Origin of the sequence: uncultured Actinomyces sp. (genome assembly GCF_963542285.1) — a bacterium.
Classification (GTDB): Bacteria; Actinomycetota; Actinomycetes; order Actinomycetales; family Actinomycetaceae; genus Pauljensenia.
Genome location: NZ_CAUTWQ010000011.1, coordinates 1 through 21,042, shown reverse-complemented (window position 1 = coordinate 21,042; position 21,042 = coordinate 1). Strand labels below are relative to the sequence as shown.

The following is a 21,042-nucleotide window of genomic DNA, read 5'->3' as shown; positions in this document are numbered from 1 at the left end:
CCACTTCGCCTATAGGCAAATTGGTGACTAAACAGCTACAAGTGCGTGCTCATGGATGGCATACTAGGAAATGTGACAATACGTGATGAACAGGCCCACGAAGCGGCCTCGATGTATTACCTGCAGGGGCAGACGATGGAGACCATCGCCCGCCACCTCGGTGTTTCACGTTCGTCTGTTTCACGCCTACTGACCTACGCTCGAAACTCCGGTCTGGTGCGCATCTCCGTTGCTGCGACCCCAGGAAACCGCGGTTCACTCTCGGGCCAAATTAACGAAATATTTGGAATTCGAACATCAGTCGTTCCCGTTCATGACATTCACACGGAAGTGAATCGGCTGCACAATGTTGCACGAGTAGCCGCTGAACGCCTTGTGGATATGCTCAAGCCCGGAGACACTCTTGGAATTGCATGGGGCAATACAACCTCTGAGGTCACCCGCTGCCTTCCCCGAGTGAATCTTCCAGGTTCAACAGTGGTGCAACTTAATGGCGCTGCAACTGCGACAGAATCGGGTGTCCCCTATGCGGATGCCATTATTTCTCGCGCAGCTACTGCTTTGGGTGCCCGAATGGTTCACTTCCCCGTCCCCGCTTTCTTTGACTTCGCAGAAACAAAGGAAGCGCTATGGCGTGAACGTTCGGTAACCTCGGTACTTGCGACGATTGATTCGGCAAATGTCGCGCTCTTTGGAATCGGCTCCCTTTCTGCTCGACTTCCATCGCGCGTCTATTCGGGAGGATTCTTGGATCCCGATGAAATTGCGCATGCACAAGAAGACGGCGTTGTTGGGGATGTCTGCACGGTCCTTCTGCGTGAAGATGGATCGACAGACATGGATCTGAACAAACGCGCGTCTGGGCCAAGCCCGGCAACGCTAAGGAAGATTCCCCGTCGCTTAGCCGTGGTGGCAGGTGCATCGAAGGCACTACCACTACTGGGAGCGCTCCACGCCGGTGTCATCACCGATCTTGTTTTGGATGATGGCGCTGCGCGTGAGCTCCTGGATTTGGTTCGCCACCGCACCCACGCCTAGTCCACACCTGTGACGTGTGAACCCTGCGCTTTCAGGTAGTATCCACCAGCGCTTAGGTGCACTCTCTACGTACAAAGGCGGCCGGCCTCGTCAAGTGACGAAAGCCGGCCGCCTTTACGTACTCAGCCTAGGCGCTTCACCAAGGGGAAGGGGATCGTTTCACGGATTCCCTGTCCAGTCAGCACCATCAGCAGGCGGTCGATACCCATGCCCATACCACCGCAGGGCGGGAAGCCCTGTTCCATGGCAATAAGGAAGTCCTCGTCCAGAACCATGGCTTCGGGATCACCATTGGCAGCGGCCAGAGCCTGCGCTTCAAAACGCTGACGTTGGACAACGGGATCAGCGAGCTCGGAGTATGCCGTTGCGGTCTCAAAACCACGAACATACAGGTCCCACTTCTCAGTCAGCCCCGGACGCGAACGGTGGTAACGGGTCAGCGGAGAGGTGTCCTCCGGGAAGTCGTAGACGAAGGTCGGTGCCCACAGCTTCGAGGCAACGAGCTCTTCGAAGATATCCTCGACGATCTTGCCGTTTACTGCGTAATCATCAACCTCAATACCGATCTGATCGGCGTACTTGAGCAGCTTTTCACGAGGCGTATCCACCGTGATCTCTTCACCCAAAGCCTCTGAGGTCGAGCCATACAGGTCGATGTGGTCCCAATCGCCCGAAAGGTCATACTCGGTGCCGTCAGCAAGAGTGACAATTTCCTGACCTTCGGGAAGATCAAAGGCATCGCGTGCAGCCTGCTGGATCAGGTTTCGGGTCAGAGCAGCCATTCCGTTGTAGTCGGAATAGGCTTCGTAGGCCTCCAGCGAGGTGAATTCGGGACTGTGAGAGGAATCCATACCTTCGTTGCGGAAGTTACGGTTCATCTCAAAGACGCGATCCACACCACCGACAACTGCGCGCTTGAGGTAGATCTCGGTAGCAATACGCAGGTAAAGGTCCATATCCAGCGCATTCATGTGCGTGATAAAGGGACGCGCCGAAGCGCCACCGTGGATGACCTGGAGCATCGGAGTCTCAAGCTCGATGTAATCACGGCGGAAGAAGTTCTCACGAATGGAACGGTTTACCGCAGCGCGAATACGGATCATATTGCGCGCGGCAGGACGGGTGATCAGGTCGAGCTCGCGGCGGCGGATTCGCTGGTCTTCCGAAAGAGTGACTTCTTCACCCTCGGCGGTCGTCCATGTCTTAGGCAAAGGACGCAGGGCCTTTGAGGCAATCGCCCACGAGGCGTCAGGAGCAGGAAGGGCCGTCGGGGCCGCATCGTAAGCTGCTTGGGCTTCCTCAGTCACTTCAGCCGGGGTAGCGAAGATCGACAGTTCACCACGTTTGGAGGAAATCACGCGACCGTGAACGTAAAGGAAGTCACCCAGGTCGACGTCGTTTTTGTACTGAGCCAGCGACTCTGCACCAACCGAGGCGGCAGAGAGCATCACCTGGATTTTGTTGCCCGCACCATCCATGAGGGTTGCGAAGCAGAGTTTTCCACCGTTACGCGCCAAAACCACGCGGCCAGAGAGAGCAACGATGTCATCGGTCTCTTCGCCGGCTTCCAGATGGCTGTACTTTTCACGGACCTTTGCAATGGTCGTGGTGAGTGGAAGCTTCACAGGGTAGGCAGGAATCCCCGCCTCCATGAGGCGTGCACGTTTGGCAGCGCGGATTTGTACTTGCTCAGGGGTATCGTCAACGGGCGAATCAGTCATGGCTTCAATGGTAGCGAAAGTCAGCAATTAGTCACGCCCATGCGTATGAGCGAATTGAAATTCAGACACCCGAACTTTTCAAGCCCAAGCTTCGTGCGCGGGGCGAAGACTCAGGGACCTGTCCCAGAGCGCTCCCCTCTTCAATAATTCGATTCTGCCCATCAACAAAAACGACACTGGGCGTTACAGAGCGAACCTGGGATTCGGGGACCTGGGCATAGGCCATGATGATCACCAAATCATCCAGGTTCACCAGATGCGCCGCGGCCCCATTGAGCTGAATGACACCGCTCCCCCGCTTGCCGGCGATTGTGTAGGTCGATAGGCGCGATCCGTTGTTCACATCAGCGATATCCACTTTTTGGCCGGGAACAATATTGGCCGCATCCAGGAGGTCTTCGTCAATGGTAATTGAGCCAACATAATGCAAATCGGCTCCAGTTACTCGTGCACGGTGAATCTTTCCGATCACCATGGTCCGAGTCATTTCACTCATGACGTGCGCCTCCGGCAACAGAAATAACGACATCCGCGTTATCGATCAAGCGAGTCGCTCCGACCCGCGCGGCAAGAAGAATTCGAGCGCGAAGGCTTCCGTGCGTTGCCGCAGCTTCCAGCACCTTCTCACGGCTTTCCTTGTCTACCTGCTCTGCGGCACTTCCTGTCCCCACAAGCAGGATGAAATCATCATCATCCACGATCGCAACGTAATCGGGTACGACTCCCTCTTCGGCCTCGAGAACAGAGGCTGCTGCACGCAAAACTTCGTCAAGAGGAACACCCAAAGCCGCTGCAGCGCGGGCCTCGTCAATCGCGCGCGACAGGGAACGGGCATGCACGCGTTCTTCCTCGCTGAGGTACTGATTCCGCGAAGACAGCGCAACACCATCGCTATCGCGAACAATCTCAACGGCCTGAATGCGCACTGGCATATCCAAGTCGCGAACGAAGGTGCGAATAACCGCCAGCTGTTGAGCGTCTTTTTGGCCAAAGAGCGCAACATCAGGACGGATCAGATTCATTGCCTTTGAGACGACCAGGGCGACGCCTGCAAAGTGCGTCGGGCGGGTTGCACCTTCAAGAATGTGAGCAACTGGGCCAGCATCGATACGGGTGGTTGCGGGAGTTGGGTAAGCATCAGTGACGGAAGGAGCCCATACAAGATCAGCGCCCACCGTTGACAGCGCCTCCATATCGGCGTCCAAGGTGCGCGGGTAGGCGTCGTAGTCCTCGCCGGGCGCAAACTGGGTGGGGTTCACGAAGATCGTGACAATGACATGATCGGCAAGCTCCTGTGCCTGCCGGACAAGCTCAAGGTGCCCTCGGTGGAGCGCTCCCATTGTCATGACCAGCGCGCGCGTCCCTTCAAGTTGGGATAGTGCTTGCGCAAGCTCTTCTCGGGTATGCGTCAACTGAGGCGTAGAGTTCATATGACTTATTTTCGCCCGAAAGGCCCTCGAAACGCCATTTCGTGGGGGTCTAACGGATCACTTTTCGCTCATTTCGCGCACGGCTGCGCGAATTTCCGAGGCCACCTGGGAGCTGATTCGTCCCTCGAATTCCAGTAGGTCGACGGTGTGCACAGTCATTGCCGCATAGGTCGAGCGCGCATCCCGGAGGCGGTGTCCCCATTGGCCCTCCCCCGCCAGATTTTCTTCCTTAGCTTTGGTTTCAAGAACACTCAGGTGCTCGCGAATTGTTCCTACATCCCCCCGCGGGATGGGGCCAGAGACACCGCGGTCTCCCGCTCGCAGCGCGCGATCGAGGGCAGCCTCGCACAGAGGACGCAAGAAAGTTCCCGGATCATCAATTCCAACGGTGGAGAGGATCTGCTTAGACTGCGTAACTACGGTGGCAAGGAAATTTGCACCGTGATTCAACGCAGCGTGGTAGACCCCGCGGTCTTCCTCCGCGATCTCAAAAGGCTCACCGCCCATTTCAACGACGAGCGCTTGGGCTATGGGCAAGGCGATTGCAGGAGCAGTCACCGCAAAGGGCGTCCCCACCAAACGTGGAACGTCAACAGAGGTCCCCGTGAAGGTCATCGCGGGATGAATTGCCAGAGGAATTGCCCCCATACCCGAAGCGGGACGCAGAATATCAATTCCGTGTGCCCCTGAAGTATGCACAACCAGTTGTGAGGGTTGCCAGGCGCCTAATTTAGCCAACCCCTTGACTAAGCCTTCCAGCTGATCATCGGGAACGGTCAGAACAACCATCTGACAACGAGAGACAATCTCTTCCACCGAAAGAATGGGAATCCCCGGTAATAGCGCGTCGGCACGCTCTCGCGATTCCTCTGAAGAGGCACTGACCCCAACAATCGTGTGTCCAACCGCGCGCAGGGCCGAGCCAATCACAGGGCCAACATGTCCCATGCCGATAATGCCGATATCAAGTCGACCGCCGCGCATATTCCGCCTTTGCTGTGGTATCTGATGGATGGCCCTGAGCGCCAAGCCACGTCTGAATCCGCGCCCCCTTGATCGGCGCTATCTTCGCAGCTTGGATATTAACTGTGCATCCCATTTTCTACGCGCAGCATCCATTTCTCAGGAGGCTCGCTGGCACGGTTGGCCTGCCCCTCGATGAGCAAGGTGTAAATATCTGCACCTGCTTGCGAGGCGTCTTGATGCTCCGCAATCATCTTGAATGCACCGGGAACCACATCCATGTGCAGACTTGCCACACCCAGTTTGCGTTCTAGGGGACCCGACTGCACCCGAACCGACTGCAGACGTGCAATCGGTGCCCAGAGGCTCTTCCAATTCAACCAACCATCGCGGATAACGAATGTGGTCCGCGTGATTGCTCGAGCGCGGCGATGATAGGCGAAGGGATCCAAGCAGCGCGCTCGAGGCGACATCTGCACAAAGCCCTGCCCACTTCCCTTTCCCGCGAGCGCAGCCTCAATAAAGGAAGGAACATCGTCGACACCCAGATCGTTGAAAACCATCCACAGTGCAAATTCAACGTCTTGGCGCGTACCTACGGGAATAAGGATGTGAGAGCTCTGCTGTTTGTTCGAATCGGTGTCTTTCGCGCCGTAGCCGGCTTGAAGAATGCTCACGCGGTACCAACCCAGAAAACGCCAAAAGAAGGGCTGCTGAACCTGAATCGCGTGAATACGCCTCGGCGGAATGGTCTGTGCGCGCGTGCTGAGCAAACCGCGTCGCACGCGGATACCATCTGGGGAAATCGCTAGGCGGAAGTTCGCCTCGGAGGCAAAACGATTCCACTGCACACCGACAATCGACACTGCCACCGAGACGAAACCGCTCAGTGAAGCAATGGCAACGACAATACCCTCTTGAAAAGCGGCAATGCCTCCTGCAACGAAGAATGCAATGAGAAGCAAAATGGCAACGATATTACCCAAAGACAGCATCTGCGATCCGAGCAGGCGTCCCATTGAGACCTGATAAAGCTCGCGCTCAGGTGCGACCGGGATTGAGGTAGGTGCATAGACCTCTCCGGTGTAGCTGTAGTTTCCAGGAGTTTGCGAGGCCATGGGCTGGGTTGGTGCGTTGGAATCTGCCGTTGCAGCTGGGGAAGCGCTCTGGGCGGGGGCGTACGGAGACTGAGGTGTCGCCCCCACCCCCGAGGCCTCGGGGGAGGTTTGCGCTTCTACCCTCAGCCCTGCAGCACGAGCGAGGATTTCACCGCGCAGAGCTTCAAGTTCAGAAACCTTGAGATAACCGATGGTGATGTTGGAGGAGGAGCCACCAGCAACTTCGACATCAAGCTTGCCCAAACCAAGAAGACGCGCAAGGACTGGCTGGGAGATATCAACGGCCTGAATACGATCCAAGCGCGCGTGGCGCTGCTGACGCTTTAGAATCCCTCGGCGTGACCACACTGCAGTTTCCGTGACTGCAAAGGCCAAGAACCACCACTGAAGAAAAACAAAAGCAACCAGGACCGCAACGACGATCAGCGCGCTCCCCACCAAATAAAAGAAACGCTCCGAAAGGAAAGGGAGAAGATACTCAGAGCGCGCCATTTCCTGGAATTCACTGAAATTGCGATAAGTAGCAAAGGCAAAACCTGCCACCAAGATTTGCCAGATCTCCAGAAGAGGCGTGATGGCGTGGACACGGCGCCACAGCGAGGGATCAACCCCTTGATCCGCTGCATACACGTGTTGAGAAGAACTCATGCTCACAGCCCTGCCATCTCAGCGCTTCCACGCTGGGCGAGTTGGTCGCGCAGACGAGCAGCATCCTCAGAGGGGATCCCCTGAACAAAGGCACGAGTAGAGACCGAGGCCGTATGAATGATCACCGTGGAAATACCGAAGAACCGAGAAACAGGGCCTTCTGAAATATCAACGTACTGAATGCGACCGTAAGGAACGATTGTCATCGAGCGGAAGAAAGCACCTCGACGGATGAGGAAATCATGCTCACCTTGTGCCCAAGCAAAATTACGTACTTGCCTGCCGATAATCCACATCATATACAGCCATCCGGCACTCAATCCGGCGATGATCCCAAAACCCCACTCTCGGGGAAAATCTGGTGCCGTCACCATGCCAACCGATACCGCAGCAACACCAATGACGAAGTAAAGGCTGATGTTCAGTCGTCGCACCACGGCAAGTGAGCGTTTAACCGGATTAAAAGTCACACCTTGGGGTTCAAAAAGGCTTTGAGAGCTGGATTGAGTCATGCTTGCATTATCTTCCTTTCAACATCTTTTTCATGCGGATTCTCAGAAAAACAATTTCACACAGCAGGCATTCAGGATACATTCAGATATCTCACTCAAAATATTGACTATGACGGAATTTGAAAACACTGGAGAAGCACGACTTCTTGTCGTTGACGATGAACCAAATATTCGCGATCTTCTGGCCTCATCTCTGCGCTTTGCAGGTTTTGATGTCATTACGGCAGAAGACGGAGCATCTGCTTACCACCAGGCACAGGAAGAACGCCCCGACCTAATCGTTCTGGACGTTATGCTCCCCGATATGGACGGCTTCACAGTGACTCGTCGCCTGCGCGATGCAGGTATCACCATCCCCGTACTTTTCCTCACAGCTCGCGATGATATGCGCGACAAGATCCAAGGACTGACGGTTGGCGGCGACGATTACGTCACCAAGCCCTTCGGCCTCGAGGAAGTCGTCGCACGTATTCGCGCCATCCTGCGACGCACGCTGGGCGAGAGCGGAGACGACGGCAAGCTGCGCGTCGCTGACCTTGTCATCGACGAAGACGCACACGAAGTCACTCGTGCTGGCGTGCCGATCGATCTGTCCCCCACCGAGTTCAAGCTTCTGCGCTACCTGATGATCAATCAGGGACGTGTCGTTTCCAAGATGCAGATCCTTGATCACGTGTGGGAATACGACTGGGACGGCGAGGTCGCAATCGTCGAATCCTACATTTCCTACCTGCGTCGCAAACTGGCCGTCGAAGGCGCCAGCGGCGAGCTCATTCACACCAAACGAGGCGTTGGATACATCCTTCGAGACGATAACTAAAAAATGTACCCACGCGGTGTAGTACGCAGATTCTGGTCGTCACGTTCGTTGACGGCCAGAATTGTTGCGCTCACTGCTCTTCTACTCTCCCTTGGGCTTTCCCTTTCAGCAACAGTGATGATCGGCCTCTTGCAACGTCACCTCATTGCCCAAGTTGACGACCAACTCTCATCAACGGTTCTCTCATTGGCTCCCAAGGCCATTGAAAACCCTCAAGAGCTGGCTCAAGAACCTAACCTGCCCACCCTCTACTACCTCAACATCCAGCGAGCGAACGAAGAAGACGTCACACTACTCTCGGCCTCGACACGCGAACACGCGGGTAAACCGCTGATCCCGGAACTTCTCAAGCCAGGGCAATCCGCGCAAACGGCTACCGGGTGGACTGAGCCCGTCACGGTGGAATCAACGAAGCAGGGATCCACATGGCGCGTGACCGTTGTCCCCATTACACGTAGTGGCGAAAGTACACCCACGGGCATGCTCACAGTCGCACTTCCGCTCAACGACGTAAAATTCACCATTCAAAATATGGCTGGATACGTTGCAACGACGGCAATTGCGATCATCGCCATCGGCACTGGCCTAGCGACGTACCTTGTCCGACGCGCGCTTCTTCCCCTGCGAGGGATCGAGACGACTGCTGGAAAGATCGCCGCCGGCGACCTCACCCAACGTGTTCCATTTGCTCCGCCTTCAACGGAAGTCGGTTCGCTTTCGAAGTCATTGAACTCCATGCTGAGCCAGCTGGAGCAGTCATTCGCAGCGCGCGAAGAATCTGAGCGCAAGATCCGTCGCTTCGTTTCCGACGCTTCGCATGAACTGCGCACTCCCCTAGCTGCGATTTCCGGTTACTGCGAGCTCTACTCAATGGGTGGCGTTCCAGCAGAGCGCACCGGCGAAGTTATGGGGCGTATTCGATCCGAATCAACTCGCATGGGTTCGTTGGTTGAGGACCTTTTGACCTTGGCTCGTTTGGACGAGGGCCGGCCGTTGGAAATCGTGGATGTCGACGTGATCGCGATGCTTCGCAATGCTCGCTTCGATCTTCAAGCCCTTGATCCCACTCGCAAGGTCAAGATTCTGGGGATCAACGACCAGCCCGTTCCTCAATCCGTATGGATTCAGGCCGACCGCGACCGTCTGCAACAGGTGCTCACGAATATCATCGGCAACATTGTGCGTTATACCCCGCGTTCAACGCCGGTAGAGATTGCGGTAGGTCAGAACCCGACTTCTGTTCTGATGGAATTTAGGGATCACGGACCTGGAATTGCGAAGGAAGACTATGAAAAGGTTTTCCAGCGCTTCTATCGAACAGAAAGCTCACGCGCCCGCTCACTGGGTGGCTCCGGATTGGGACTTTCCATTGTTTCCTCAATCATCTCAGCGCACGGCGGTCACGCAGAGCTCACAAAGACTGCGGGCGGTGGCCTCACCGTCAAGATCGATATGCCAATCGTGCAGTCCAAAGAACGCCTGAAGGCGTAAACTAAAGGAATTCGATCTTCACAGCTTCCTTCCCGCACCGATTGTCTTGCGAATCTCAACTACCGAAGCATTATTGTTTTTCGTTGATATTTACGCAGAAAACCGCTGGGAACTAAGTGATTACGCGCTGCATGGCCTCTGCGAATCCTTCGCTTAGAGGAAAGCCCCGTGCCAAGCGTTCAAAAAGTGGCTAGCATTGCCAAGTAACATTGTCAGACTAGGAGTGAGCGCGCATGGGTGCCGATGCACCTCAGTGGCTTTTTAGTTCCTTCGTGGACGCGATGCAAGAAATCGGGGCTTCTGCTCCGGTTCCTCTTTTGGAGGCTGAAGCTCGCGATTTGGTTTCGCGTTGGAATGCCAAGGGACGAATCCTTCACAATACCCGCCATCTCATCAAGACCTTGGCGCGTATCGACGAGATTGCTTCGACAGCACACGATCCTGATGTTCTGCGGGTTGCTCTGTGGTATCAAGGAGCGGTTCTTAACCGCAGTTTTGACGTTTTCCAACGCGGCACTAACAGCGATGAACAAGAATTCTCTGCGCTGTACCACGCACGTTCTCGCATGGAAGCACTGGGACTGAGCGAGGATGTTATTTCTCGCATTCAAGAGCTCATGATGGCGCTTTTCACGCACCGCGCGGACCCTTCTGACATGGATGCTCAAGTCCTCATTGATGCCGACTTAGGAATGCTGGCAGCTAGCCCCCAGGACTTTAAGCGCTTCCGTGAATCATTGCGCGAAGAATTTCCTGATTTGTGCGATACGGATTACGTACGTGCACGCCGCCTGGCAATTAAGAAGATTTTGGCGCGCGAGCAGATCTTTCATTCACCGCTTGCGCTTGCTTGGGAAGAAAGCGCTCGAGCTAATCTCGAGGCCGAAAGCGCCAAGCTCGCCCGAGTTCTTAAAGCATGCGCCCCCGATGCCGATCTCAATGAGCCCGAAGAAGATTTTGAGCCAGAGGAACACCATGAGACGCTCTCATCGGATACTCCTGCCTCTGGAACGATGGTTATCCGGCGCCGTCACCTCAACATTAAGAGTCATGCTGAGCCTTTCGACACCGTCGATACCCCGAGCGTTCCTGGTGAGTCTTTGCCTTCCGCGGTCGTAGAGCTTCCGAAGTCAACCCTTTCCGTTGATTCCGAAGCGTTTGCTACTGACGAGGCCGCTGGCTTACCTGTAACCCCCACTCCCCTTGGCACCAGTGGGACTGAGGCTGCAGTCTCCGTTCAGGCTCCTTCCAATGCCACATCTGATGGCGCGGAAGAGGCAGCGGAGAATAGTGCGCCCGCATCGCCAACGCTTCCTCCCGAGAACACTGAGACACCTGCTCTAGGAATTCCAAGCGGAGCGGCAGCAAACGGAGTGGCAGCCCCCGCATCCTCTGGCGCGGCGGTGCCTTCCGCTCAACAGGTTTCTCTTCCCAGTACCGTCCACACCCCTCTGCCGGGTGTTGCAGCAGAGAGCTCTTCGCGTAAACCTGCTGTTGATACTGACGACACTTCTTCTTTAGAGTCGGCATTGGATGACCTGGACATTCCGACTCCTCCCCCGCTGTCCTAAATCCTTAAACTTGAATCGTCGTATTCATCCACCGTGTCAGATTGAACCGTTTTCTCCACAGATTGTGTTATCTGCACGGTGACGTCAAATTACTCTTCCTAGGCTGTGAACACCTATTCACCCAGCCTAGGAGGGCACAATGACCGCATTTTCCGTTGACTCCGCACACATCGCATCCTGCGCCTCGCGGATTCAAATTACTTGCGACTCGATTCGAAACGAAGTCTCAGCGCTCATGAATGAGTTACTGGCGCTTAAAGATACCTGGCAAGGCGGCGCTTCGGCGCAATTCTCTGATTCTGTTGCCTCTTGGCAGCTCACCCAAGCTCAAGTTGAAAGCTCCCTGGACCAGATTTCAGGATCACTTTCGCATGCGGCTCAGGTCTACGCAGATGCTGAAGCACAAAGCATCGGACTCTTCGCTCACTAGGAAACTGCCTTATTCACATGCAGCTGCCTATTAAATGCCTGTGGGGGCGCGCATGTAGCGCGTCCCCACAGGGACATTCATAGGGAATGTTGTTTTCTAATCCCTTAAGGATCAGTACATTCCGCCCATTCCGCCGTCAGCAGGTGCTCCTGCCGGTGCCGGAGGCTCGGGCTTGTCGGCAACAACGGCCTCGGTGGTCAGGAACATACCTGCAATCGAGGCTGCGTTCTGCAGAGCAGAGCGGGTGACCTTGACCGGGTCGGAAATACCCTGGGTCATCAGGTCGCCGTACTCGCCGGTTGCAGCGTTCAAACCGAAGCCGGGCTCCATCTGAGCAACGCGGTCAGCAACAACGCCGCCTTCAAGGCCAGCGTTCTCAGCGATCTGCTTGAGCGGAGCGGAGACGGCCTCGCGAACGATGTTCACACCGGTTGCCTCATCGCCGCTGAAGTTCAGCGAGTCAAGAGCCTTGGAGGCTGCCTGAATCAGTGCAACACCGCCACCGGCAACCAAGCCCTCTTCAGAGGCTGCGCGAGCGTTACGGATCGCGTCCTCGATGCGGTGCTTACGTTCCTTGAGCTCAACCTCAGTTGCAGCACCGGACTTGATGACTGCCACACCACCGGAGAGCTTTGCCAGACGCTCCTGGAGCTTCTCGCGGTCGTAATCGGAATCGGTGGTCTCGATTTCCTTACGCAGCTGACGGATGCGTGCTTGGATGTCTTCCTTTGCGCCCAGACCGTCAACGATGGTGGTTTCATCCTTGGAGACGATGACCTTGCGTGCACGGCCGAGATCCTCAAGGGTGGCATTCTCAAGAGAGAGGCCAACGGTCTCGGAGATCACTTCACCGGCGGTGAGGATTGCAACGTCCTTCAGCATGGCCTTGCGGCGATCGCCGAAGCCGGGGGCCTTGATGGCAACCGACTTGAAGGTGCCACGGATGTTGTTGACAACCAGGGTTGCCAGGGCTTCGCCCTCAACGTCCTCGGCAATGATGAACAGCGGCTTACCGGTCTGCATGACCTTTTCCAGGACAGGCAGCAGTTCCTTGGCATTGGTGATCTTGGTGTCGACCAGGAGGACGTAGGGATCCTCGAGGACAGCTTCCTGGCGGTCTGCATCGTTAACGAAGTATGCAGAGAGGTAGCCGCGCTCGAAACGCATGCCTTCGGTGGTCTCAAGAGTGGTGTCGAAAGAGTTGGTCTCTTCAACGGTCACAACGCCTTCGGAGCCAACCTTCTCGAATGCCTGTGCAATGAGCTTGCCGATCTCGGGATCATTTGCAGAGATCGAGGCCGTGGCAGCAATCTGCTCGGTGGTCTCAACGGGCTTGGAGTCCTTGTGCAGCTGGGCAACGATTGCCTCAACGGCACCATCAATGCCGCGCTTCAGGGCGATGGGGTTCGAACCGGCTGCAACGTTACGCAGACCCTCACGGACCAGTGCCTGTGCCAGAACGGTAGCGGTCGTGGTGCCGTCACCTGCGACATCATCGGTCTTCTTGGCAACTTCCTTGACCAGTTCTGCACCGATGCGCTCGAAGGGATCTTCGAGGTCGATTTCCTTGGCAACGGAAACGCCGTCCTTGGTAATGGTGGGGGCGCCCCACTTCTTGTCGAGGACGACATTACGGCCCTTGGGGCCCAAGGTGACCTTAACGGTGTCGGCGAGAAGGTTCAGACCGCGCTCCATGCCGCGGCGTGCCTCCTCATCGAAGTGAATGAGCTTCGTCATGTTCTTCTATCCTTCCGCGATGCGGATTGGACCGATGCCCGCGACGGACGACTCAGGTGACTCCTAAGCCTCACCGGCCTTACTGCTTATCACTCGGCACTTCCGAGTGCTAAATCCAAGTCTGGCACTCTCAGCCCTAGAGTGCAAGATGGGCAGTTTGGAGTTCGCTGAAAAAGAAAACCCCGGTACCAAGTACCGGGGAGAAGCTCCCGCGACTGGATTCGAACCAGTAACCGTCCGATTAACAGTCGGATGCTCTGCCGTTGAGCTACGCGGGAAAGCGACAAAAAGAAATAGTAGCGATGAAGTGAGCTAAGAGCAAATCCGAGAGCATCCATGCGCTCATGGCCTGCCTCACATACCACTCACATCCATTCGGGATTGCCGATATCCACACCGCTATCGCGAGCCGCACACTCAATTGCAGACGCAAGCCATTGAGCAAAACCGTCGAGCTGCGAGTCGTAATGCAAGCGGAAACCCCGCCCTGCCGAAGCAGAACGGGGTTTCGCAGCCCATGACGGGCGAAAGTCTGAATGAATCAGACGGGGAAAGTCACTTAAGGGTGACCTTGCCGCCGGCCTCTTCGATCTCAGCCTTAGCCTTCTCGGCGTCTTCCTTCTTGGCGTTCTCGAAGATGGTCGAGGGGGCGCCGTCAACCAGGTCCTTGGCTTCCTTGAGGCCCAGGCCGGTCAGAGCCTTGACGGCCTTGACGACGGCGATCTTCTTGTCGCCTGCGGACTCGAGGACAACCTCGAACTCGTCCTTCTCTTCAGCTGCGGGAGCATCGCCTGCTGCGGGAGCAGCAACGGCAACGGCTGCGGGAGCAGCAGCGGTAACGTCGAAGGTCTCTTCGAAGAGCTTCACGAAATCGGAGAGCTCGATGAGGGACATTTCCTTGAAAGCTTCGATGAGCTCGTCGTTGGAGAGCTTAGCCATGATTGGCATCCTTTCGATTTTGGCCTGCTACGTGAGCAGATTGTGGATGTGATCGCAAAGGCGAGTGCCTTCGCGGGCCTGTCACGTCAGGCCGCTTCGCCCTGCTTTTCACGCAGAGCATCGATGGTGCGCACCGCCTTGGACGGAAGCGCGTTGAAGGCGTATGCCGCCTGAGAGATCTTCGCCTTGAGAGCGCCTGCAGCCTTGGCCAGCAGGACCTCGCGAGACTCGAGATCGGCAAGCTTCTTGACAGCCTCAGCGGAGAGCTGTGCGCCCTCCATAGCACCGGACTTCAGTACCAGCTGAGGATTCTCCTTGGCAAAATCACGCAGCGTCTTGGCAGCCTCAACGGGCTCACCGGTGACGAAAGCGATAGCGGTCGGGCCCTTCAGGTCAGCCTCGAGGAAATCGAGACCAACTTCGCGAGCCGCCAGGATCGCCAGCGTGTTCTTTGCCACGGCGTAGGTCGCATTGCCAGCCAGGCCGCGACGCAGCTGCTTGAGCTGGCCAACGGTCAGACCGCGGTACTCGGTCAGCAGGACAGCGTCGGCTGCGCGGAAACGCTCCACGAGCTCGGCAACTGCTGCTACCTTGTCGGACTTCGCCATGGTCCTCCTTTCAAAAATTCACCGCCGGACACACGAAAAAGCCCGGCACGCAGGAAAGCGGCCGGGCTCAAATGAAACCCACTTCTCAAGAAGTCACTCACCTGCGTCGGAAGCTTTCGCACTTGGAATCCACCGAGGTGGATGACCGACGGTCTTCGGCAACGAGTAGCTTAACACGCTTCGCAGTCGGGGTTCCAGCTTTGAACGTGTGTATCAGCACACCTCTAAGACGAAGAGACCAAGCTCCGGCCGACCCGCCTCAGACGAGGCGCCATCCCGCTGCCCGCGAACGAGCCTCCCAGAACCCTCGGTATTGCCCATCACTTTCCGCGAATAGCTGCGAATGGGTACCAATTTGCACAACACGCCCATTCTCGTTGAGGACGACTATCTGGTCAGCAGCCGTGATCGTATCAAGCTTGTGAGCAATAACGATGAGCGATGCATTACGTCGCAACGCATCCATCGCTGCGGTGACACGGTGTTCATTCTCGGGATCAAGGGCACTGGTAGCCTCATCGAAGAGGACGATAGGCGCGCCCTTAAGGAGCGCACGGGCAATCGATACGCGTTGGCGTTCACCGCCGGAGAGAGCCCGTCCTGCCTCACCGACACGAGTTTTCCACCCGAGTGGCAGGCGCGCGACAATTTCATCGACTCCGCTCAGACGCGCGGCTTCCTCCACCTCGGCGTTACTCGCTCCAGGGCGGCCGATACGAACATTCGCTTCAAGGGTATCGTCGAAAAGATAGACATCTTGGAAAACCAAAGAAAATTGTGCCATCAATTCTGCCGGATCACACTGGCGAACATCACGGCCTCCCACGCTCACCGTGCCACTATCCACGTCATAGAAACGTGCAATCAGACGGGCAATCGTCGTCTTCCCACAGCCTGAAGGACCGACAATAGCGGTCATCGTGCCCGGCTCAACTCGGAAGGATACGTCGCGCAAAACTGGGTGATCGGCCTCGTATGAGAAGGAGACACAATCGAGCGCTACGGACGAACTCGACGCGGAGTGGACGCTCAGGCTCGAATCATCCGATAGGACAGGAAGCTCGGGCGCGGAAAGGATTTCATGGGCGAGATCAAGGACCGGGCGGCGCGTTTCGAAAGCAGAGGCAAGCGCGCCGATATCAACAAGGATCTGCGTAAAGCGTAGAAGCAAGCCAATTGCGACAACTGCCTCCACAGGGCTGACGCTTCCACCGACCGCCAGCAATCCGATCGCGCAGATCAGTGAGACGACAACGAATTGCGCAGCCATACCATTGACAATTTGTCCCATCGTCTCTCTGATCAAAGAACGCCTAGCGGCCGCACCATACGACTTTTCAGCCTGTTGAAGCGGCTCATAGGATGCGGAACGCCCACAAGCGCGCAAGGCTCCCTGTTTCGTCGCGTATTCGACAATGCGGTGAGACAACTCTCGGGCAGGAGGTTCTTTCAACGCCGCCCCTGAGAGCAAGCAGCGACGCGCAACCCACACTCCCCCCGCAACGATCGGGACTGAGGCAAGGCACACCACTCCCAGAACTGGAGAAAAGACAGTGATTCCTGCCAGCATTGTCAGCGAAGTGACGATCGCTGCAATCAGAGGCGAGTACATATGGGCGAAGATCTCGCCGAGCATCATGAGCTCTCGAGAGACGAGGCGCGAGGTCTTCCCAGCAGTGTCCGCACGGAAAGCACCAAGAGGGAGAGAAGCGATCTTATTTCCGATCGCACGGTGCATATTCGTCAGGAAATCGAAGGCCACGACGTAGGAGCGCATGGCCAATACATACTCCAGGACGAACGAGGCCACAGCGCAGACCGCAAGCATAATCAGCCAGCCGTGCAGACTCATACCCCATGCCGCTTCCCCTGAAGTCAGAGCAATCGCAGCTGGAATGAAAGAAATCAGGGAGAAACCCCGAACGACACCGACGATGCAGGACAGGGACATCACTTGAGCGAAGCCGGCGCGACCTTCATCAGAGAGCGGCTCACGCAGGCGAGAGATCAGGCTGAACATCTCAGTGTCCTTTCACTGTTGCAGAGAGCTCGCGCATATACGGATGGTCCGCGAGTTCGTCGGGGGCGCCTCGCGCAATGAGACGTCCAGCCTCAAGGATGGCGATTTGGTCGACGCCAATAATCGAAGCAGCCCGGTGGGCGATCACCAAAACTGTTTTTCCTCGAACGAGGCGGGTGAGTGCGGCTTGGATCTCCGCCTCGGCTTCGGGGTCCGTAAAGGCTGTGGCCTCGTCGAGCACAAGGATGGGAGCGTCGACAAGGAGTGCGCGCGCAATGGCAATGCGCTGGGCTTGGCCACCCGAAGGATGGGCGTCCTCCCCAATAACTGAGTCGAGGCCTCGAGGCAGTGAGTGCAGATAGTCGTCAATGCGGGCAGCGGCAGCGGCTGTCCAGATCTCCTCATCACTAGCTCCTGGCTTACCTAGTGCTATGTTCTCGCGCAGGGATATATCAAGAAGCTGCGGATCTTGAAGGACAAAGGATACGTGTCTATAGAGGACGTCGGGAGCAATGGCTCGCACATCAACACCTCCGATACGCACACTTCCTCTATCTGGGTCAGCGAAACGCGCCACCAGTGTCGCCAGGGTGGATTTTCCAGAACCTGATGCCCCAACAAGAGCCGTTACTGTTCCTTGCGGGACTGTCAGAGTGACCTCATCAAGAGCAAGCGTCGAGCCGTAAGAGAAAGAAACCTTATCGATTTCAATATCAGCTCCCTGCGGCTCCTCACTCCCATCGGTCGGAAGCGGAGGTACAGAAAGCAGATCGACAATGCGCAAGGCGGCGGCTCCAGCGATCTGATAGGACCAAACCGTTGATCCAAGTACCTCGATTGCCGCGGGAATGACAAGGGCGATCAACGCACAGGTAATAACTTGCACAGGGCTCACGATGCCAGCAGTCGCCAGCGCCGAACCCCCAGCCATTGAAATCAGGAGGATCATGGACGGAGAGACCGCTGCCTGCCCCAGCGCGGAGCCCTTGAGCAAGGGGCCACACCACGCGACATAGAAGTTCGCGAAATCCTCGGCCGCACGAGCGAATCGTTCATGTGAGCGCCCAACAGTCCCAAACGCCTTGACGACGCTAATACCCGAAACAAACTCGACCATGGTCGCCGAGACACGCGTGAGGTACCGGTCCATCTCGGCGGTTTTCTCGCCCATATCCCGCATCATCCAGGCATTAATGAGGGCATAAATCGGCAAGGTGGCAATTGAGAGCAGACCCAAACGCCAATCAACGATAAATGAGTAGATCAGCAGGGACACAGGTGCGCTGACAGCGGCAGCAGATTCGACTGGAGCGTGAGCGATGACAGTGTGGACATCGTGGGTATCATCCTGAATTGCCTTGCGCACAGCCCCCGAATTCGTCGAGGTAAACCACGCGAGGGGCGCCCCAGCAAGCACCTTCACCATGCGCATGCGCACGATGTGACCGAAGCGCACATCCGCGAAATGGGTGACAGTAAGCGCAAGGAAGTAAATGCCATAGCGCGCACCAAATGCTCCAAGGAGCCACATGAGAAGGTGAATGACCTCACCACGGTCAGGTGAAACACCCAAGCGTGCCGCCGCCAAAAGCACCTCACCGAGCTGGACGAGAATGACATAGGGAGCGACCGCGAGCGCGCCGTAAAGCACTCCGAGTACCTGTGCGAGGGTCATAGATCCACGAATAGGAGCGGTCAGTTCTTTGAATGCCTTCTGTCCCGCCCTGTACGCCGCGCGGGAATCCTCGATTTTTACTTCAACACCAGATGGCAGCTGTTCGCTCTCGTCTGTTATCTGTTCCTGAGCGATAACAGTCATTATTGATCTCCTTCATTGGAACCAGCTTCGCGCATCGGCGTGAGTGTGATAAGTCGATCTGCGCACGCCGAAGCGAACTCGCCGTCGTGGGTGACAACGATGACGGTCGCCCCTTCGTCGGCAATTCGTCGCAACGTTGCGGTAATTGAGCCTAGGTGTCTGGCATCGACTCCCGAAGTTGGTTCGTCGAGGATGACAACGGGACGTCCAGTAGCTCGTGCCGCCGCGATGACGAGGCGTTGTTTCTGTCCTCCCGAGAGACTCAGGGGGTGGCGCTCTCCCAGGTTTGCAAGGTCGAAGTCAGCCAGGAGCTTTTCCCCGGCCTCGCCGCTCGCTTCGGATGCCCCAATTGTGAGTTCTCCGGCAAGGGTGTCGGAAAAGAGCTGCCGCCCAGTGTCCTGCATAACAAGCGCGCACGCGCCCCTTCGCTGACGACAACCCACCTCCTGTCCGTCCAAGGTGATCGTCCCGGAAGCGGGAGCGGCCAACCCACACAGCACACGGACAAGAGTCGTCTTACCAACGCCATTCACTCCCGCGATGCAGGTGATTTCTCCTGCGTAGAAATCAGCATCAAAACCGCTGAAAACGGGGGCTTTCCCATAGGCGAAGCCCAGGTTCCGGCAGGACAGTCGCGCTTCCTTACCAGGGGCTGCGACTCCTGCTTTACCCCGCGAGGGCACCCAGGCCTCGGGCGGTCCAGGGTCCACTAGGGTGCGCAAGCCGAAGGACTTCCTCTGGCCATCGCCCATCGAATAAAATTGGTCCCCGCTCCAACGATGCGTAATCGCGCCGTCCTCCATGAGAAGAACCTGGTCGGCCAGTCCTCTCAGAAAATGAAGACGGTGCTCGACAACGACGATAGTCATCCCCTGTTCTTTGAGGATCTCAAGTGCATGTCGCACGTCCGCGATGGCGTCGGGGTCTAAATTCGAGGTCGGTTCATCGGCGAGGAGGACCGGAGCGCCAGATGCCAACGCGCACGCAAGAGCTACCTTCTGAAGCTGTCCACCCGACAGGGTCGAGAGCTTTCGGTTCATCAGATGCGCGATCCCCATAAGCTCAGCGGCGCGCTCACTACTCTCGATCAGTTTCTCTCGATCGCGACCGTAGTTCTCCCCACAGAAGGCCAGCTCTTCGGCGACGGTGTCGCAGAAAAACTGGGTGCGAGGATTTTGGAAGACCGATGAGCATAGGTGGCCAACCTCGGTCAGAGGAACCTCGCTAAGGTCCCGCCCACTGATGCGCACTACCCCTTCCAGTTCCCCGGGAGTCATCTGCGGGACGAGGCCGGTGAGCGCCCGCATGAGAGTCGATTTGCCACAGCCTGAGGAGCCGCACACGAGGGTGAGGCTACCCGGCCGGGCGGATAGATCCACTCCGGTGAGGGCGTCGACGCGGTCCCCCGTCAGTTCACTGACGTAGGAGAAGGACAGAGATTCAACGTCAATCACGGCAAGACTCCCAAATAAGCGCAGAACTCTATGACGATGACGCCGGCGACGCACACGAGGGCAAGCACATCCCAAGAGGTGACCCGCAGCCGCGTGAGCGATGTAGGACGCGAGGGCCCACCCAAGCCTCGAATGACACTCGAGGCGGCCAAGTCATCGGCAACGCGCGCGATGGAGGATAGCAGGGGGACTAGGAAGCGCTCCGCGATCACGAGCGGGTGTCGCAGCACCCCGCGCACCCTGAGGTCGACGCCGCGCATCTCCATAGCCTCGCGGATAGCGACAGCCTCCGCGCCTACCGTCGGGATCACGCGGAAGGCCACCACAAGGGCATCGACAAACACCCGCGGAAGGTGAACCGATCGCAGCGCCGCTTTCATTTGACCGATTCGAGTCGTGCGATAAACGTAAAGGGCGAGGCCGAAACCCGCAGAGAAACGTGCGAACCAGTACATGATCGCGCTGCACGTGCCAACCGCCAGTACCACTCCCCGTGGTGCACCCATACCCTGCAGCCATGCAACAAGGAATGGCGAACCCAAACTGCACACGGCGCAGACAAAGCACCACGCGGCCACACGGGCAGCCGTCCCAGCACTAACCTCCCACGCAAGGGCTGCTACAGCGAGTACCTGCACCGCCAGAAGAGTGGATGTAGGGCTCGCTCGCATAACGAGTGCATTGAGGATGAGGAGGGCTAGAAGCTTTGTGCGCGGGTCCAGC

Annotated in this window: 18 protein-coding genes and 1 tRNA gene; 5 read left to right on the top strand and 14 right to left on the bottom strand. The window is 57.0% G+C overall.

The window, feature by feature from the left end; genetic code table 11:
- Positions 1–111: 111 nt before the first annotated feature.
- On the top strand, positions 112–1,038 hold the full coding sequence (locus RW023_RS05810) for a sugar-binding domain-containing protein (RefSeq protein ID WP_315580341.1): 927 nt from the start codon (positions 112–114) through the stop codon (positions 1,036–1,038).
- A 122-nt stretch (positions 1,039–1,160) separates the two neighbouring features.
- Here the strand turns inward: RW023_RS05810 and RW023_RS05805 are convergent, their stop codons facing one another.
- The 6 genes from RW023_RS05805 to RW023_RS05780 form a co-directional block, all read right to left on the bottom strand.
- Complete coding sequence (locus RW023_RS05805) at positions 1,161–2,759, bottom strand: lysine--tRNA ligase (RefSeq protein WP_315580309.1); 1,599 nt, start codon at positions 2,757–2,759, stop codon at positions 1,161–1,163.
- Positions 2,760–2,820: 61 nt separating this feature from the next.
- Positions 2,821–3,255, bottom strand: a complete 435-nt coding sequence (panD, locus tag RW023_RS05800; RefSeq protein ID WP_315580308.1) for an aspartate 1-decarboxylase — start codon at positions 3,253–3,255, stop codon at positions 2,821–2,823.
- On the bottom strand, positions 3,248–4,189 hold the full coding sequence (gene panC / locus RW023_RS05795; RefSeq protein ID WP_315580307.1) for a pantoate--beta-alanine ligase: 942 nt from the start codon (positions 4,187–4,189) through the stop codon (positions 3,248–3,250). The genes panD and panC overlap by 8 nt, the downstream gene beginning before the upstream one ends.
- A 57-nt stretch (positions 4,190–4,246) precedes the next feature.
- The gene (locus RW023_RS05790) at positions 4,247–5,194 is read right to left on the bottom strand and encodes a Rossmann-like and DUF2520 domain-containing protein (protein ID WP_399499428.1); all 948 of its coding nucleotides are present in this window, start codon (positions 5,192–5,194) and stop codon (positions 4,247–4,249) included.
- A 77-nt stretch (positions 5,195–5,271) separates the two neighbouring features.
- Complete coding sequence (locus RW023_RS05785) at positions 5,272–6,918, bottom strand: PH domain-containing protein (RefSeq protein ID WP_315580305.1); 1,647 nt, start codon at positions 6,916–6,918, stop codon at positions 5,272–5,274.
- Positions 6,919–6,920: 2 nt separating this feature from the next.
- A complete protein-coding gene (locus tag RW023_RS05780; RefSeq protein WP_315580304.1) occupies positions 6,921–7,430 on the bottom strand; it encodes a PH domain-containing protein in 510 nt (169 codons plus the stop codon).
- Positions 7,431–7,539: 109 nt separating this feature from the next.
- Here RW023_RS05780 and RW023_RS05775 point away from each other — a divergent pair, with 109 nt between their 5' ends.
- The 4 genes from RW023_RS05775 (at position 7,540) to RW023_RS05760 (ending at position 11,742) form a co-directional block, all read left to right on the top strand.
- Entirely contained in the window at positions 7,540–8,250 is a 711-nt protein-coding gene (locus RW023_RS05775; protein WP_314501559.1) for a response regulator transcription factor, read from the top strand.
- A gap of 3 nt (positions 8,251–8,253) precedes the next feature.
- Entirely contained in the window at positions 8,254–9,741 is a 1,488-nt protein-coding gene (locus tag RW023_RS05770; protein ID WP_315580303.1) for a HAMP domain-containing sensor histidine kinase, read from the top strand.
- A 233-nt stretch (positions 9,742–9,974) separates the two neighbouring features.
- Positions 9,975–11,312, top strand: a complete 1,338-nt coding sequence (locus RW023_RS05765) for a hypothetical protein (RefSeq protein WP_315580302.1) — start codon at positions 9,975–9,977, stop codon at positions 11,310–11,312.
- 139 nt (positions 11,313–11,451) lie between these two features.
- On the top strand, positions 11,452–11,742 hold the full coding sequence (locus RW023_RS05760) for a WXG100 family type VII secretion target (RefSeq protein WP_178704980.1): 291 nt from the start codon (positions 11,452–11,454) through the stop codon (positions 11,740–11,742).
- 111 nt (positions 11,743–11,853) lie between these two features.
- Here RW023_RS05760 and groL read toward each other — a convergent pair whose 3' ends face one another.
- The 8 genes from groL to RW023_RS05715 all read right to left on the bottom strand — a co-directional run bounded on the left by groL (position 11,854) and on the right by RW023_RS05715 (position 21,041).
- Positions 11,854–13,479 carry a chaperonin GroEL gene (groL, locus tag RW023_RS05755; RefSeq protein WP_315580301.1) on the bottom strand — a complete coding sequence of 542 codons (1,626 nt, stop codon included), beginning with the start codon at positions 13,477–13,479 and terminating at the stop codon, positions 11,854–11,856.
- A gap of 206 nt (positions 13,480–13,685) precedes the next feature.
- Positions 13,686–13,757 (bottom strand) — tRNA-Asn (locus tag RW023_RS05750).
- A 277-nt stretch (positions 13,758–14,034) separates the two neighbouring features.
- A complete protein-coding gene (rplL, locus tag RW023_RS05740) occupies positions 14,035–14,418 on the bottom strand; it encodes a 50S ribosomal protein L7/L12 (protein WP_019126974.1) in 384 nt (127 codons plus the stop codon).
- Positions 14,419–14,504: 86 nt separating this feature from the next.
- Positions 14,505–15,026 (bottom strand): 50S ribosomal protein L10, encoded by a 522-nt coding sequence (gene rplJ / locus RW023_RS05735; protein WP_009408642.1) that lies wholly within the window; start codon positions 15,024–15,026, stop codon positions 14,505–14,507.
- Positions 15,027–15,285: 259 nt separating this feature from the next.
- Positions 15,286–17,046, bottom strand: coding sequence for an ABC transporter ATP-binding protein (locus RW023_RS05730; RefSeq protein ID WP_315580300.1), 1,761 nt, complete (start codon positions 17,044–17,046; stop codon positions 15,286–15,288).
- Position 17,047: 1 nt separating this feature from the next.
- A complete protein-coding gene (locus tag RW023_RS05725; protein ID WP_315580299.1) occupies positions 17,048–18,865 on the bottom strand; it encodes an ABC transporter ATP-binding protein in 1,818 nt (605 codons plus the stop codon).
- Positions 18,865–20,319: an ABC transporter ATP-binding protein gene (locus RW023_RS05720; RefSeq protein ID WP_315580298.1), complete on the bottom strand. Its 1,455-nt coding sequence runs from the start codon at positions 20,317–20,319 to the stop codon at positions 18,865–18,867. Before RW023_RS05720 ends, RW023_RS05725 begins: the two co-directional genes overlap by 1 nt.
- A complete protein-coding gene (locus tag RW023_RS05715; protein ID WP_315580297.1) occupies positions 20,316–21,041 on the bottom strand; it encodes an energy-coupling factor transporter transmembrane component T in 726 nt (241 codons plus the stop codon). The genes RW023_RS05720 and RW023_RS05715 overlap by 4 nt, the downstream gene beginning before the upstream one ends.
- Position 21,042 lies beyond the last annotated feature (1 nt).

Bases quoted from the DNA above. Each gene is read 5' to 3' on its own strand.
- RW023_RS05780 (WP_315580304.1), bottom strand. From the start codon at position 7,430: ATGACTCAATCCAGCTCTCAAAGCCTTTTTGAACCCCAAGGTGTGACT.
- rplJ (WP_009408642.1), bottom strand. From the start codon at position 15,026: ATGGCGAAGTCCGACAAGGTAGCAGCAGTTGCCGAGCTCGTGGAGCGT.
- RW023_RS05760 (WP_178704980.1), top strand. From the start codon at position 11,452: ATGACCGCATTTTCCGTTGACTCCGCACACATCGCATCCTGCGCCTCG.
- groL (WP_315580301.1), bottom strand. From the start codon at position 13,479: ATGACGAAGCTCATTCACTTCGATGAGGAGGCACGCCGCGGCATGGAG.
- RW023_RS05770 (WP_315580303.1), top strand. From the start codon at position 8,254: ATGTACCCACGCGGTGTAGTACGCAGATTCTGGTCGTCACGTTCGTTG.
- RW023_RS05805 (WP_315580309.1), bottom strand. From the start codon at position 2,759: ATGACTGATTCGCCCGTTGACGATACCCCTGAGCAAGTACAAATCCGC.
- panC (WP_315580307.1), bottom strand. From the start codon at position 4,189: ATGAACTCTACGCCTCAGTTGACGCATACCCGAGAAGAGCTTGCGCAA.
- panD (WP_315580308.1), bottom strand. From the start codon at position 3,255: ATGAGTGAAATGACTCGGACCATGGTGATCGGAAAGATTCACCGTGCA.
- RW023_RS05725 (WP_315580299.1), bottom strand. From the start codon at position 18,865: ATGACTGTTATCGCTCAGGAACAGATAACAGACGAGAGCGAACAGCTG.
- RW023_RS05810 (WP_315580341.1), top strand. From the start codon at position 112: ATGTATTACCTGCAGGGGCAGACGATGGAGACCATCGCCCGCCACCTC.
- rplL (WP_019126974.1), bottom strand. From the start codon at position 14,418: ATGGCTAAGCTCTCCAACGACGAGCTCATCGAAGCTTTCAAGGAAATG.
- RW023_RS05775 (WP_314501559.1), top strand. From the start codon at position 7,540: ATGACGGAATTTGAAAACACTGGAGAAGCACGACTTCTTGTCGTTGAC.
- RW023_RS05730 (WP_315580300.1), bottom strand. From the start codon at position 17,046: ATGTTCAGCCTGATCTCTCGCCTGCGTGAGCCGCTCTCTGATGAAGGT.
- RW023_RS05785 (WP_315580305.1), bottom strand. From the start codon at position 6,918: ATGAGTTCTTCTCAACACGTGTATGCAGCGGATCAAGGGGTTGATCCC.
- RW023_RS05765 (WP_315580302.1), top strand. From the start codon at position 9,975: ATGGGTGCCGATGCACCTCAGTGGCTTTTTAGTTCCTTCGTGGACGCG.